Source organism: Vibrio campbellii CAIM 519 = NBRC 15631 = ATCC 25920 (assembly GCF_002163755.1).
Lineage (GTDB): Bacteria > Pseudomonadota > Gammaproteobacteria > Enterobacterales > Vibrionaceae > Vibrio > Vibrio campbellii.
Map to the genome: position 1 here is coordinate 1,637,767 of NZ_CP015864.1, position 14,419 is coordinate 1,652,185.

Annotated in this window: 13 protein-coding genes; 7 read left to right on the forward strand and 6 right to left on the reverse strand. The window is 46.8% G+C overall.

Annotation, left to right across the window (positions count from 1 at the left end):
- The first annotated feature begins 241 nt into the window (after nucleotides 1–241).
- The 5 genes from ltnD to A8140_RS23700 all read left to right on the forward strand — a co-directional run bounded on the left by ltnD (nucleotide 242) and on the right by A8140_RS23700 (nucleotide 5,438).
- Complete coding sequence (ltnD, locus tag A8140_RS23680) at nucleotides 242–1,150, forward strand: L-threonate dehydrogenase (RefSeq protein ID WP_005533927.1); 909 nt, start codon at nucleotides 242–244, stop codon at nucleotides 1,148–1,150.
- A 25-nt stretch (nucleotides 1,151–1,175) separates the two neighbouring features.
- Nucleotides 1,176–2,432 (forward strand): 3-oxo-tetronate kinase, encoded by a 1,257-nt coding sequence (otnK, locus tag A8140_RS23685; protein ID WP_005533928.1) that lies wholly within the window; start codon nucleotides 1,176–1,178, stop codon nucleotides 2,430–2,432.
- An 11-nt stretch (nucleotides 2,433–2,443) separates the two neighbouring features.
- Nucleotides 2,444–3,091 (forward strand): 3-oxo-tetronate 4-phosphate decarboxylase, encoded by a 648-nt coding sequence (gene otnC, locus A8140_RS23690; RefSeq protein ID WP_173399558.1) that lies wholly within the window; start codon nucleotides 2,444–2,446, stop codon nucleotides 3,089–3,091.
- Nucleotides 3,091–3,867 (forward strand): 2-oxo-tetronate isomerase, encoded by a 777-nt coding sequence (gene otnI / locus A8140_RS23695; protein WP_005533930.1) that lies wholly within the window; start codon nucleotides 3,091–3,093, stop codon nucleotides 3,865–3,867. Before otnC ends, otnI begins: the two co-directional genes overlap by 1 nt.
- A 113-nt stretch (nucleotides 3,868–3,980) precedes the next feature.
- Nucleotides 3,981–5,438: a GntP family permease gene (locus A8140_RS23700; protein ID WP_005533931.1), complete on the forward strand. Its 1,458-nt coding sequence runs from the start codon at nucleotides 3,981–3,983 to the stop codon at nucleotides 5,436–5,438.
- A gap of 107 nt (nucleotides 5,439–5,545) precedes the next feature.
- Here the strand turns inward: A8140_RS23700 and A8140_RS23705 are convergent, their stop codons facing one another.
- The 4 genes from A8140_RS23705 to ohrR form a co-directional block, all read right to left on the reverse strand.
- On the reverse strand, nucleotides 5,546–5,965 hold the full coding sequence (locus A8140_RS23705; protein WP_005533932.1) for a VOC family protein: 420 nt from the start codon (nucleotides 5,963–5,965) through the stop codon (nucleotides 5,546–5,548).
- A gap of 1,380 nt (nucleotides 5,966–7,345) precedes the next feature.
- A complete protein-coding gene (ahpF, locus tag A8140_RS23725) occupies nucleotides 7,346–8,914 on the reverse strand; it encodes an alkyl hydroperoxide reductase subunit F (RefSeq protein WP_005536291.1) in 1,569 nt (522 codons plus the stop codon).
- A gap of 172 nt (nucleotides 8,915–9,086) precedes the next feature.
- Nucleotides 9,087–9,644 carry an alkyl hydroperoxide reductase subunit C gene (gene ahpC, locus A8140_RS23730; protein WP_005374632.1) on the reverse strand — a complete coding sequence of 186 codons (558 nt, stop codon included), beginning with the start codon at nucleotides 9,642–9,644 and terminating at the stop codon, nucleotides 9,087–9,089.
- A gap of 305 nt (nucleotides 9,645–9,949) precedes the next feature.
- Nucleotides 9,950–10,408, reverse strand: coding sequence for a transcriptional regulator OhrR (ohrR, locus tag A8140_RS23735; protein WP_005536293.1), 459 nt, complete (start codon nucleotides 10,406–10,408; stop codon nucleotides 9,950–9,952).
- Between the two features lie 130 nt (nucleotides 10,409–10,538).
- Here ohrR and ohr point away from each other — a divergent pair, with 130 nt between their 5' ends.
- Nucleotides 10,539–10,961, forward strand: coding sequence for an organic hydroperoxide reductase Ohr (ohr, locus tag A8140_RS23740; protein ID WP_005536295.1), 423 nt, complete (start codon nucleotides 10,539–10,541; stop codon nucleotides 10,959–10,961).
- Nucleotides 10,962–11,039: 78 nt separating this feature from the next.
- On the opposite strand, the gene A8140_RS23745 is transcribed toward ohr, so the two are convergent.
- Both A8140_RS23745 and A8140_RS23750 read right to left on the reverse strand, forming a co-directional pair.
- Complete coding sequence (locus A8140_RS23745; protein WP_038863623.1) at nucleotides 11,040–12,137, reverse strand: YdcF family protein; 1,098 nt, start codon at nucleotides 12,135–12,137, stop codon at nucleotides 11,040–11,042.
- A gap of 342 nt (nucleotides 12,138–12,479) precedes the next feature.
- Nucleotides 12,480–12,746, reverse strand: a complete 267-nt coding sequence (locus tag A8140_RS23750; protein WP_004746427.1) for a DUF2999 family protein — start codon at nucleotides 12,744–12,746, stop codon at nucleotides 12,480–12,482.
- Between the two features lie 298 nt (nucleotides 12,747–13,044).
- Here A8140_RS23750 and A8140_RS23755 point away from each other — a divergent pair, with 298 nt between their 5' ends.
- Nucleotides 13,045–14,397, forward strand: coding sequence for a sphingomyelin phosphodiesterase (locus tag A8140_RS23755; RefSeq protein ID WP_033000652.1), 1,353 nt, complete (start codon nucleotides 13,045–13,047; stop codon nucleotides 14,395–14,397).
- The last annotated feature ends 22 nt before the right edge of the window (nucleotides 14,398–14,419 follow it).

A 14,419-nucleotide genomic window follows, 5' to 3' on the forward strand; every position in this document is an offset into this window, starting at 1 on the left:
ACCAACCTTTTCGCTTTTTGTGAATATCTGTGAATATCTGTTCTCAACCTAATAAGCCTTGCCTTCCCTTGCGTTAACTGATCAGGTTATCTCTGCCCATAAAGAAGTAAATATCACTTTGTTGTTAATTTGTGTGAAAAAATGTGATTCAAAGCGAAGTCTCGGATTAATGCTTCACATATAATCACACCAACTAAACAAGAATTAACAAAATTCAATTTACCAAGAAGGCATTGTTGTTATGAGCGAAGTTCAATCTGTCGGTGTTATCGGTTTAGGCTCTATGGGAATGGGCGCGGCGAAGTCATGTGTGCGTGCTGGCCTTGATGTATATGGTTTCGACCTGAATCCTAGTGCTTTGGAAGAGCTGGGTGCATTTGGCGTGAAAGCGGTTTCTACCAACGCAGTCGAGTTTGCCGATCGACTTGATTCCGTGTTGGTTTTGGTCGTGAATGCGGCGCAAGTTAACACCGTATTGTTCACAACAGGTCTTGCGGCTGCGCTCAAGCCCAATACGCCTGTCATGGTATCAGCCACTATCTCGGCAGAAGACGCCAAGCAAATTGAAGCCAAATTGGCTGAGCACAATCTTGTGATGCTCGATGCGCCGGTATCTGGCGGCGCAGTAAAAGCAGAAGCTGGTGATATGACCATTATGGCGTCGGGCGCGCAAAGCACCTTTGAAGCGCTGGAGCCAGTACTGAGTGCAACGGCTGCCAAGGTATACAACATTGGTGAAGCTGTAGGCCTTGGTGCGACAGTGAAAATCATTCACCAACTGCTTGCGGGTGTTCACATTGCAGCAGGTGCCGAAGCGATGGCGCTTGCCGCTCGTGCAAACATTCCATTGGATTTGATGTACGACGTGGTGACTAATGCCGCGGGTAATTCTTGGATGTTTGAGAACCGCATGAAGCATGTCGTCGACGGTGACTACTCGCCGAAATCAATGGTCGATATTTTCGTTAAAGACCTAAACCTTGTGTCAGATACCGCGAAAGATCTGAAATTCCCTCTGCCACTTTCCAGTGCCGCCCTAAACATGTTTGTAAGCGCAAGCAATGCTGGTTTTGGTCAGGAAGACGACAGTGCCGTTATCAAAATCTTTAACGGTATTGAGCTTCCTGGTGTGGAAAGCAAAGACAAATAAGCGCAAGTAAAGTGGAGAAGTAATTATGTTATTAGGTGTTATTGCAGACGACTTTACTGGTGCGACTGATATTGCCGGATTCCTTGTAGAAAATGGCATGCGCACCGTGCAGCTTAACGGCATTCCAAAGCAAGAGGTTGATATTAATGCCGATGCGGTTGTGATCAGTCTTAAATCTCGTTCTTGCCCTGTCGATGAAGCAATCAACGATTCGGTGGCTGCGTTGAAATGGCTGCAAGCCAATGGCTGTCAGCAGTTCTACTTTAAGTACTGCTCAACTTTCGACAGCACCGCTGAAGGTAATATTGGTCCTGTTACTGACGCGTTGCTAGCCGAGTTAAATGAAGATTTCACCATTGTTTGTCCTGCGTTGCCGGTTAATGGCCGCACGGTTTACAACGGCCACCTGTTTGTTTTCCAAGACCTGCTCAGTGATTCTGGTATGCGTAACCATCCAGTGACACCAATGACAGATTCTAGCTTGATTCGCATGATGGATGCGCAGTCACAAGGCTCATCTGGTTTAGTGAACTTCCAAGTGGTTGAGCAAGGCTCCCAAGCGGTGTCTGAGCGATTTGAAACCCTCAAACAACAAGGTGTTCGCTATGCTGTTGTCGATGCATTCAATGCCGATCATCTTGTGACTCTCGGTCAGGCCGCGAAATCTCTCAAACTGGTTACCGGTGGTTCTGGCCTTGCAGCGGGGATTGCTAAGAACTGGGCAGAACATCTGGCCGATCAAAGCGACGCTAAGAAAGCGGGCAACCCAACTAAGGCGCCGACGGTGGTGTTCTCTGGCTCATGTTCTGTGATTACAAATCAACAAGTTGCAGTTTACAAGCAACAAGCACCGCACTTCGCGATTGATGTGAAAGCCTGCCTTACCGATGAAGCGTACTCAAATCACGTATTTGATTGGGTGATGACCAACATCGATAGTGAATTTGCTCCGTTGGTTTACGCAACCGCAGAGTCAACCGCTCTAAAAGCTATTCAAGAAGAGTTTGGCGCACAAGCCTCTAGCCATGCCGTTGAGCAATTCTTCAGTAAGTTGGCTATCAAACTGCAGCAACACGGTGTGAAGAACTTCATCGTTGCTGGTGGCGAAACATCTGGCGTTGTTACGCAAAGCCTCGCGGTAACAGGGTTCCATATTGGTCCTCAAATTGCGCCGGGTGTGCCTTGGGTGAAATCCGTCGATGGCGAGCTTTCACTTGCGCTGAAATCTGGCAACTTTGGTGATGAGCATTTCTTTGCCAAAGCGCAGTCGCTTTTTGAATAACAGGAGTTGTGATGAATAAAGATTTAATGACAGAGCATCAACTGCGAGATCAAATGGTGACCATGGCTCGCTCTATGTTTGAGCGCGGCTACGCAACGGGCGGTGCTGGTAACTTGTCTGTGAAATTACCGAATGGCCATTTTTTGGCAACGCCGACGGGCTCCTCGTTTGGGCGTTTAGTGGCAGAAGAGCTGTCTGTAGTGGATATCGATGGCAACCATATCTCGGGTAAAAAGCCGTCGAAAGAAGTGGCATTTCACCTAGCCATTTACCGCAATAATTCGCAGTGCAATGCCATCGTGCATTTGCATTCAACGTACCTAACGGCGTTGTCTTGCCTTGAAGAGTTAGACCGCGCCAATGCCATCAAAGCATTCACTCCTTACTTTGTGATGCGCATTGGTGAGCTACCAGTGATCCCTTACCTGCGTCCGGGAGATCCACAAATCGCAGAAGAGCTCGCACAACGTGCTGGTGACTATCGTGCCTTCTTACTGGCTAACCACGGCCCGGTCATTACAGGCACAGACTTTGAAGATGCAGTAGACAACGCTGAAGAGCTGGAAGAAACCGCAAAACTGGCGTTCATTCTTAAAGACAGCAACATCCGATACCTAACGGATGCCGAGGTTCAAGACCTAAAAGGGAGAGGTAAATAATGGCTAAGTTCGCAGCAAACCTAACCATGTTATTCACAGAAGTGCCGTTTTTAGAGCGTTTTGAGAAAGCGCATCAAGCGGGATTCAAAGCGGTAGAGTACCTCTTCCCATACGCATTCGAGGCGCAAGAACTGGCCAACAAGATCGAACAATTCGGTTTTGAACAAGCACTCTTCAACATGCCTCCGGGTGATTGGGATGCTGGCGAACGTGGCTTCGCCGCAATTCCGGGCCGAGAGGATGAGTTTAAGGCGAGTGTCGATACTGCGCTGATGTACGCCAAAGCACTGAAGTGTAAAAAGGTTCACGCTATGTCTGGCATCGTTGATCCCCGTTTCACTCGTGAGCAGCATATTGAAACCTTCACCTCAAACATTCGTTATGCTGCGGATAAGTTTGCCGAGCAAGTTGTTGAGCTGATGATAGAGCCACTCAACAATCGCGATGTACCGAACTACTTTGTCGCCCATCAACGCGAAGCGGTCGAGCTGATTAAGCAAGTGGATCGTCCAAACGTAAAACTGCAACTCGACCTTTACCACGCTCAAATTATGGATGGCGACCTAAGCACATTAATTCGTGAAGTCGCTCCTTACACCGGCCACATTCAAATCGCCTCAGTACCTGAAAGGCATGAGCCGTCAGAAGGTGAGTTGAACTACCCACACCTGTTCAACGTGTTGGATGACTCAGGTTATCAAGGCTGGATTGGCTGCGAATACAACCCAAGGCACAGTACTGAAGAAGGTCTTGGTTGGGTTCGTCCTTACCTCTAATAAAAATACTTATAACAATTTCAGTTGCTTGCGCAACAACATGTACTAGGTGATGAGAGTTCATCGCCTAGCCGCACGCACCCTACAGAATCAGAAACAAAAGGAACATAAAAATGGATGGAGCATTAATCGGCATTGTCATCGGTATTCTTGCCATGATGGGAATGATCATAAAAACACGTATTCCCGTCGCACTGGCAATGGTAATTGCGAGCATTATCATGGGTCTATTCGCAGGCATGGCGCCGACAGAACTCATTGATGCAATTAAAGCGGGCTTCGGCGGCGTACTTGGTGGTATCGGTTTGATCATTGCCTTCGGTGTCATTATGGGCGCATGTTTTGAGCGCTCTGGTGCGGCGGTTCGTATGGCGAAAACCTTCGTTAAGATCTGTGGTAAAGGCCGTGAAGACTTAGCGCTTGGTTTCACTGGTGTGCTGGTGGCAATCCCGGTTTTTTGTGACTCTGCGTACATCATTTTGCACTCTCTTGTTCGCGCAATTTCACGAGATACGGGTAAATCTGCCGTGGGTCTTGGTGTGACACTCGCACTTGGTCTGCTGATCACTCACGCACTTGTGCCGCCAACACCGGGCCCTGTTGCGGTAGCTGGTATTCTTGGTGTCGACCTAGGTGAGTACATGCTGTGGGGTCTAATGGTATCTGTACCTATGATGCTGCTATCGATGATTTACATCCGCCGTGTGGGTAACGAGTACTACCGCGTACCAAACGGCGATGGCTGGATCACAAACCAAGCGGATTGGGCAAACTTAGAAAAAGTGCAGGTAACAGACGATAAAGAGCTGCCAAGTAACTTCCTTTCTTTTGGTCCAATTCTTGTCCCAATCGCACTTATCCTTATCAACACACTTGTTGGCTCAGGAGACACGTTCCTTCATACGGCATTGTCGCTACTTGGTAACCCAGTTGTTGCTGTAGGCCTTGGCGTACTAATGGCATTGTATGGTCTAACTCGCAACATCGACCGCAAAGACATGGTTGGCTCGATGGACGAAGCGCTATCAACAACGGGTCTTATCCTAGTGGTAACGGGCTGTGGTGGCGCAATGGGCGCGGTACTTAAAGCGTCTGGCGCAGGCCCACAAGTGGCAGAAGCTATTGCTAGCAGCGGTATCCCACCACTACTTGTGCCATTGGCTATCGCGTCTATGCTTCGATTGATTCAAGGTTCGGCTACAGCATCGATGATGGTTGCTGCGACAATGACGCTACCTCTAGTCGAGACATTAGGTCTGGATCCTGTATTCGTGGCACTGGCGTGTGCGGTTGGCCCGGTTGGTTTCTCACACCTTAATGACTCTTACTTCCACATCATCAACCGTACGCTAGGCATTACAGAGTTGGCAGACCAAATTAAAATCTGGTCAGTATCGTCAACTGTGGCGTGGGCGATTGGTGCATCGATCATCATGGCGCTAAACCTAGTATTCGGTAAGGGTGGCACACTCATTGACCCACTGGTACCAATCTTAGTGCTTGCGGCCGTCATCGTTTGGATAAAGTCAAAAAGCAATAAGGCCGCAAAGCCTGAATTAGCCGCTAGCTAATCACTCGCTCAAGGTAAAATATTCAAAGCCCCTAGCTGAAAAGTTAGGGGCTTTGGGTATCTAAGACGCTGCTCTTTCTGGATAAAAGAGAGATAAAGGTTAAGCTCTTAATTCGTCGAGTTACGCAATTTTGGGTCATCCGTCAGGTATTCTACAAACTCGATTTCAAAACCGGCAGGGTCAACAAAATAGACGTTCTTTCGGTATGGCTCATCCGCGCCGGATTGGGCGATTGAGTAGCCCGCTTCAACCAGTCTTTTCGTCACAGCATCAACGCTATTGGTCACATAAGCGAAATGCGCCAACCCAACTTGATGAGCATCTAAATCACGATTGTTGCCTTCGCCGTGGTCGCTCAACGCAATGTATTGGTACTCATCGCCAAAGTGTAGCCAGTTTCTGTGCTTACCGCTCCATGTACCTTCCCCTTCATCACGCACATACCAATGCGGAAAGGCCGTTTGGTAAAACTTCAGCATTTCAGGGATGTCTTTTACCACTAAGTTCACGTGTTCTAGCTGGATCATGGTGTGCTCCTTTTTGTCATTTTCTAGCCAACGGTGAACATGCTAAAACCTCAAGTTAAGTTTAGGTAAAGGGCTTTTTTGGAATTTTTTATTTGAGCTTATGAAGCTTGATATAAGTAGAGGTTAGGTTGGGTTGATGGTTTGAGGTTGAATGTTGGGTTATGTGCTTGCAACCCTCTTTCACCTTTTGTTTGTTCGTGTTCTTGCTAATTATTTTCGATCGAGTTTGTGGTGAGTAGATTCCCAGTCTCACCTAGGTTCGCGGGAATGACGGGAAGAGAGCGCTAAACGAACAGCGTCATTCTGAAGGAGCCTAAGCGAGTATTCAGAATCTACTTTCAGCGCGTTGTGATGCGGGCATTGTGAATTGAACTATCCACGAATACAGAACCAGTCCCTCCCCTTTGAGCTCGGAGTGTTGAGAGCTTTGGAGTTTGATACAAGGGGAGGTTAGGTGGGGTTGTTGGTTTGAAGCTGAATGTTGCGTTAGGTGCTTGCAACCCCCTCCAACTCCCCCTTTTCTTGACTTGGTTTGCCAAGCATTTGGATGTGGTTATCAAGGGGGAGGGTATTCTTTATTGCGGTGAGCTCAGAGCTTTCCCATCGTCATTCTGAAGGAGCCTAAGCGAGTATTCAGAATCTATTTTCAGCGCGTTGTGATGCTGGCATTGTGAATTGAATTATCCGCGAATGCAGAACCAGTTCCTCCCCTTTTATCTCGTTGCTTTGAGAGCTTCGGAGTTTGATACAAGGGGAGGTTAGGTGGGGTTGGTGGTTTGAAGCTGAATGTTGGGTTATGTGCTTGCAACCCCCTCCATCTTCCCCTTTTCTCGACTTGGTTTGCCAAGCATTTGGATGTGGTTATCAAGGGGGAGGGTATTCTTTGTTGCGGTGAGCTCAGAGCTTTCCCACCGTCATTCTGAAGGAGCCTAGGCGAGTATTCAGAATCTACTTTCAGCGCGTTGTGATGCTGACAGTGTGAATTGAATTACCCGCGAATACAGAACCAGTTCCTCCCCTTTGAGCTCAGCGTGTTGAAAGCTTCGGAGTTTGATACAAGGGGAGGTTAGGTGGGGTTGGTGGTTTGAAGCTGAATGTTGGGTTATGTGCTTGCAGCCCCCTCCATCTCCCCCTTTTCTCGACTTGGTTTGCCAAGCATTTGGATGTGGTTATCAAGGGGGAGGGCTGTTCTTTCTTGTTGTGTGCTCAGTGCTTTCGCCACAAACCAAAAAAGCCAGCAGTTAATAACTGCTGGCAAAGTCTTTGGGCTTCTAGGATTTTTGATTTTATTTCTTGTTACTCATCGCTGCCACGGTGCCCCGATTGGTTTCCGGGGAAGAAAACACAGCACCGTGCGCTTTGTGCTCAAGAAATTGGAGATTAACCTTGCTTACGGATTAGGTAGTCAAATGCGCCTAAGCTTGCTTTTGCACCTTCACCCATCGCAATGATGATCTGTTTGTAAGGAACGGTTGTTGCGTCACCAGCTGCGAACACACCTTCTAGGCTAGTATCGCCACGGCTACCGACTTCAATTTCGCCGCGCTCAGATAGGGCTACTTCTGAATCTTTTAGCCATTCTGTGTTTGGTACTAGACCGATTTGAACAAAGATACCTGACAGTTCAATCTCTTTGATTTCATCTGTATTGCGGTCTTTGTACTTCAAGCTTGTTACGCGAGTACCGTCGCCTACTACTTCTGTTGTTTGCGCCATCGTGATGATGTCTACGTTTGGTAGTGAGTTCGCTTTGTCGATAAGCACTTGGTCAGCGCGAAGTACGTCTGCGAATTCAAGAACCGTTACGTGTTCTACGATACCAGCAAGGTCGATAGCAGCTTCGATGCCTGAGTTACCACCACCGATAACTGCGGTTTTCTTGCCTTTGAACAGTGGACCGTCACAGTGTGGGCAGTACGCGACGCCTTTGTTGCGGTACTCTTGCTCACCCGGAACGTTCATTTCACGCCAGCGTGCACCTGGGCTTAAGATGACACTCTTACTCTTCAGCGTTGCGCCGCTTTCAAGTTGGATGTGAATCAAACCATCTTCTGTATGTGCTGCGCCCATTAGCTTCTCAGCTTGTTGCTCAGTCACGACGTCTACATCGTATTCTTTTAGGTGTTCTGCTAGGTCAGTTGCTAGTTTTGGACCTTCAGTACGTTTTACCGAAATGAAGTTCTCGATTGCCATGGTGTCCATAACCTGACCACCAAAACGCTTAGCAACAACGCCAGTACGAATACCTTTACGAGCGGCGTATAGAGCAGCTGCGCTACCACCAGGACCACCGCCGACAACAAGTACGTCGTATGGGTCTTTTTCGCTCAGTGCTTTCGCCGCTTTCTCGCTCGCGCCGTCATCCACTTTGTTTAGGATTTCAGTCAGAGACATACGACCTTGACCGAATAGCTCACCGTTCACGAATACACTTGGTACAGCCATGATGTCGCGTTGTTTCACTTCATCTTGGAACAAACCACCGTCGATCATGGTTGCTTTTACTTTCGGGTTGATCGCCGCCATCATGTTGAACGCTTGAACCACGTCCGGACAGTTTTGACACGACAGTGAAATGAAGATTTCTACGTCTAGATCTTTGTCTAGTGCTGCGATTTGCTCAATCACTTCTGGTTCTAGTTTGATTGGGTGTCCGCCAGAATGAAGCAGAGCCAATACTAGAGAGGTAAATTCGTGACCCATTGGCAAGCCTGCAAAGCGTAGTGCCGTGCCTTTTGCTGGGTTAGTTACCGCCATCACTGGTTTACGTGCGCTTGCGTTGTCGTCACGTTCAACGGTGATTAGGTCGCTCATCTCTGCGATTTGGTTCGCTAGAGACAAAAAGTCATTCGATGCTTTGCTTTCATCTAGACTAACCACTAAACGAACTTCTTCTTTTACATTAGCCAGATATTGTTTGAGTTGTTGTTGGATCGCTTGGTCTAACATAGTTGTTACTACCTTAATTAAAACTAAAAAGTGGTTACTGTAGATAAAACCTGAGGGGGAGAGAGCAAATCAGGCAGAAGGTCGTCAAGGTATCTAACCTGAAGTGCTCTCTAATTCAGTTCTAATCAGAAAAAGGAAATCGGGAACTGATTAGAACTTAAATTTCAGTGGCTTAGATTTTGCCAACTAGGTCTAGTGATGGAGCTAGTGTCTCTTCACCTTCTTTCCATTTCGCTGGGCAAACTTCGCCTGGGTGCGCTGCTACGTATTGAGCTGCTTTCACTTTGCGCAGTAGGTCTTCTGCGTCACGACCGATACCTTCAGCAGTGATTTCCATTGCTTGGATAGTACCTTCTGGGTCGATTAGGAACGTTGCACGGTCAGCAAGACCTTGACCTTCACGCATCACACCGAAGTTGTTTGTGATGTTGCCTGTTTGGTCGCCAAGCATGTAGTACTGAATCTTACCGATTGTGTCTGAGCTGTCGTGCCATGCTTTGTGAGTGAAGTGTGTGTCAGTTGATACTGAGTAAACTTCTACGCCACGTTTTTGTAGCTCTTCGTAGTGGTCTGCTAGGTCGCCAAGTTCTGTTGGACATACAAACGTAAAGTCTGCTGGGTAGAAGAAGAATACTGCCCATTTACCTAGAACGTCTTGTTCTGTTACTTCAACGAATTCGCCGTTTTTGTACGCTGTAGCTGCAAATGGTTTGATTTGAGTATTAATCATAATTTACTTTCCTTTGAATGTTTTAAGCTGAGCTGTTGTTGCTTTCGGAAAGTATATTCTCACCGGAGTGTGTTTAAGGAAAATCGCTTGTAACTATCCTATTGATAGCCATTTCCTATTTCACTTGATAGGGAAATCCGATGTAAGCGAGTTTGCTTTGATAGGTTTTATTGAAGATGAAGGCAGATTAGCAATAGAGAATATCGATGATTACTTTGAGTCGATATTCTAGCTAAGATCGAAAGAGCCTGCATCTCGGCAGGCTCTTTCTAATAGGAAGTGGGGAAGTGGATGCTTCTATCTTGTTAGCTCAGATTGTCGAGCACTTTGCCACACAACTTCTTAAGCATGATCATTTCATCCAGCTCTAAGGTTATTTTGCACATCATGGCGTTTGGCACTGACTTAGCTTGTTCTTTAAGGTCACGACCTTGTTCTGTTAGGTTGAGTACGCGAACGCGCTCATCGGTCTCACTGCGCCCACGTTCTACATAGCCTTTTGCTTCTAAGCGTTTAAGCAGCGGCGTGAGTGTGCCTGAGTCCAAATGCAGTTGTGACCCCAATTCTTTTACGCTGGCACCGTCTTTCTCCCACAGCACCATCATCACCAAGTACTGAGAATAAGTCAGATCAAGCTTGTCCAACAACGGGCGGTAAGCTCGAATCACCGCATTCGCTGCGCTATAGAGAGGGAAGCAAATTTGGTTTTCGAGTAAGAGTTTATCGTCGTCGGTCATGATGTTGTCGGTGTGACACTGGCTCATTGGCGTTGCCTAGCTATCCATGGAAAAAAACATAATAAATTGTGCGCAATATAGTTGCAACGATCTTTAATTCGATATAAGGTTGTTGGCAATTAGATAGCGCGCAACTTAAATTGAAAAGGAAATTAGTATGACTACAATCTATAAAACTCAGGCTACCGCATTGGCTGGTCGCAATGGTCAAGTAAAAACAAATGATGGCCTTCTAGAGTTAGAACTGTCTTACCCTAAAGAGATGGGCGGTACTGGTTCGGCGACAAACCCAGAACAACTTTTCGCGGCGGGCTATTCTGCATGCTTTTCTAGTGCGATTCAGCATGTAGCACGTGAAGGTCAAATGGATATAGAGCCAGCTCCCGTAACTGCAGAAGTAGGTATTGGACCGAATGATGACGGTGGATTTGCACTGACGGTTGGTCTAGCGGTAGAGTTAGATATGCCACAAGAACAAGCGCTAGAGCTCACTCGTCGCGCGCATCAAGTGTGCCCATACTCAAATGCAGTTCGTGGCAACATTGACGTAGTAGTCACTGTAAACGGTGAAGCGATTTAAGCGGTTTTAACCACGTCACAAAGATAAGAAAGCCTGCAAGTTTGCAGGCTTTTTTTGATTGGTATGAGTCGAGAATTCTTAACGCGACTCTAGCGGGTAAGAGCGGTAGCTCCACATGCCGTAGGTACGCAGTGCATCGCGGTAGATACCAAGCAGTTCGCCATCGCTGGCTTTGGTTAAGTCTTTCAGTGGCTTGTCTGGGTAGCTTACGGTGTCGAAAGTGATGTCTTGCGGACCAGTTTGCCAACTTGCAATTTCAAACAAGGTTTGACCACGGCGCACGTGGCTCGCTGAGCTGATGATGGTCGCGTGTTTGATGTTATGACGCGCCAATGCGTAGCTGCTGAATAGGGCGTTACCTACCGTGCTGGTGGCGTAGTTTTCTTCAATGATGCGATCTTTGCTGATGCCTTTTTTAATCAGCCAATCCGCCATTAACTTGCCTTCGGTTTTGTGGTTCTTCGGTACACCACCCGTCAATACGATCAACGCGTCTGGGTTTGCTTTCGCCATGGCTAGCGTGGTTTCCAAACGCTCAACTAAGATCTGGTGCATAGAACCATCTGGGTTCAGCGCGTATCCCAGCGTGACGATTGCGCCTTTGTCATCCAATTTGTCTTTGTCGGCTTTTTCTTTCAGCGGCGTTGCAAGTACGCGGTCTACGGTGTCGAAGATGCGTTGGATGTCTGCGGCTTTACCTGCATTGAGCTTAGTGAGCGTCGCCATGTGTTTCGCTGATTCCGCTTGGTTGCCATCAAAGCGTTGCCATACCGCTAAGTAAGCGTGTAAATCCACATCGTCTGGCGCAACAGAAAGGGCTTGTTCGAACAGTTCAATCGCGCGATCTGCATTCTTGTTGTAGATCTGCGCGTTTGCTGCAGAAATCAGTAGATCAGTGCGGTACGGCTCAAGTTTGTACGCTTCTAATAAGCGGTCGGTAACAATCTCCATGTTGCTCGGCATTTTGGCGGTAAAACCCGCATGCGAGATACGCGCAGGGGATTTGAATGCCTGTACGGCGTCGTTGAGAAGTTGGTCGACAACCTGACGTTTAGTAACGATCTGTGAGTAGTCGGCGGAAGATTGGACAGCAGCATCGTTAGCCGCGATAGAGTATGGGGCAGCCGTCAGCGTAATCACGCTACCAAGAGCAATGGCAAGTAAGTTCTTCTTCATGGGGTATCCTATAGGTGCTGTATTACCTAGTGTTTCGCGTTTTTATAGTTCGAACAAAGTCGATGGATGGGGCCAGTCTAGGTCCGGTTCATGAATAATCTGTGAAATGAATCCCAACTCAACCGAGTGATTAAATACGTAAGGTCAAAACGCGAAGTAGGATCACGAAAATGACGATGTATTAATTTGTGTTCTAAGTATCTGGGTTAAAAGATAAACAGCGTTAGGGGGATGTTTGAATGAGTAAGCGTGTGAGTGGGAGGTCATCCCAACAAAAAAGGTCGTTAACCCACATGTTCGGGCTAACGGCCTTTTCTATATTCAGCGCTAAATGGCAAAGGCTTAGTTGCCTTGGTTTTGGCTTTGAAGCTTCTCTTTTGCTTCTTCAACCTTTGAGAAATCCAATCCCAATTCGTCTACTGCTTCTTTGATTAGCGCAGGGTTTTGCATCACTTGCGCCATCAGCATTTGTAGCTTGTCTTGTGGCAAGCCTAGTTGGCTGATTGTTGCCATTGCCGCTAGAGGGTTTTGCGTCAGAGTCTGAAAAATCTCGTTGATTTGCTCATCGCTGATGTTGTTCTCTTTTAGCAGCGCAATAATCGGGTTCATCGCATTTCCTTTTAATCACAGAATGAAATAGAACCCGAGTTTATCACTGTCGGGTTTATTGATGGTAGCCATAAAAAGTAAATGGTGCGTGCAATCCTAAGTACCTCATCCTCGGGAGTAAAACTGCATGTTGTGGATAATAATTGGTCATATTCTGAAAGAATATCACATAAATTTAACAATCAGATAACAATCTGGTTACACCGCTCAATTCCATTTTTTTCTAATTGCGCATGGTTGCATATTGGGTTTAGTTTTGAATCGTAAGTCTATGTGTAACAACTAATAAGGAATATTAATGATGAGAACATTGACAATTGCCACCCTGTTGTGGGCAATGACGTTCCAAGCACTAGCTACTTCTGTCTACTACATAAACCGCACGGATGAACCTGTCCGCATCTACTTTAGAGCAGAAGCGACGGCTCCAATTGAAAACGGCAACCAATACCGTTTAACCTCACAGCAAATTATCATACCCGCCTATCAACGAGTTAAGGTTGCTAACTTTAATCGCTATTACGGGATAGTCAACGGTGCAACCTATGACTATTTTATGCATGTTGAACGTGCAAACGGTTCGGGAGGATGGATAGAGGAAACCGGTACACCGGTTGCGCAATTGCGTCTAGTTGGCCATGGGGCTGGTACCACGCTTTCCTACGGGTATGAGAGGTTCGTTTTAAAAACGGATTATAATCCCTACGTGACCACTCTTAACCGCGGTGACGGTAGTCATACTGAGTTCGGAGTAAAAGCGGTTTATACCTCTGGCTTTGATGACGTTGAGTTTGTGATTGCTGACCATGATATTGCCGACATGGAGTACCGAGATCATGTGCTGACGGTTGCTACTTATAACCTATGGATGATTCCTTCTGTCTCTTCAGACATTGATGCTCGTGCTGCTCTGATGGAACACAGTTTGTCCGGCTATGATGTTTTGGTCTTACAGGAAGCGTTTTCGAGCGCGAGAGATCCAATGTTTGACGCTTTAGAGCTGGAATACCCTTACCAAACCGATGTCGTCGGTGGTGATAGCGCTGCACTTTATGATGGTGGTGTTGTTACGTTAAGTCGCTACCCAATTTTAGAGACGGATGCTTTGGTGTTTGATCACTGCTCTGGGACAGATTGTTATGCTGATAAAGGAATTGTTTACACTAAAATCGATAAAAATGGTCAGATATACCATATTTTCAATACACACCTAGCTTCGTTTAATACAAGTGCCGCAAAAAGATTACGTCGCTTGCAGCTTGGGTTATTACGGACTTTTATGTTGACTAAACAAATACCAGCCGACGAGGCAGTAATTTACGCAGGTGACTTTAACATCGATAAAAATAGCGATTTTATGGAGTACTTGCTTATGTTGGCTACGCTTGAGGTCGATCCGCCTACTTACCTAGGTTATCGAGAAGCAACATTTGATCCGAGTATAAACTCATACGCGTCTGCTAAATATTCTGGTGGCTCCCAATCTGAATACCTCGACTATGTACTCGTTAGTTCAGAGCACCGCAGAGCCTTTGAAAATACGAATACGGTTAAGTTGAGACAGCGGGTGAGCGAAGAGACGTGGGGTGAGTGGCATTTGTCAGATCACTTCAGTGTTGAGGGCCAATTCGTCTTTGATGAACGTGAATAAGTCGTTTTTTTAATCTATCCGG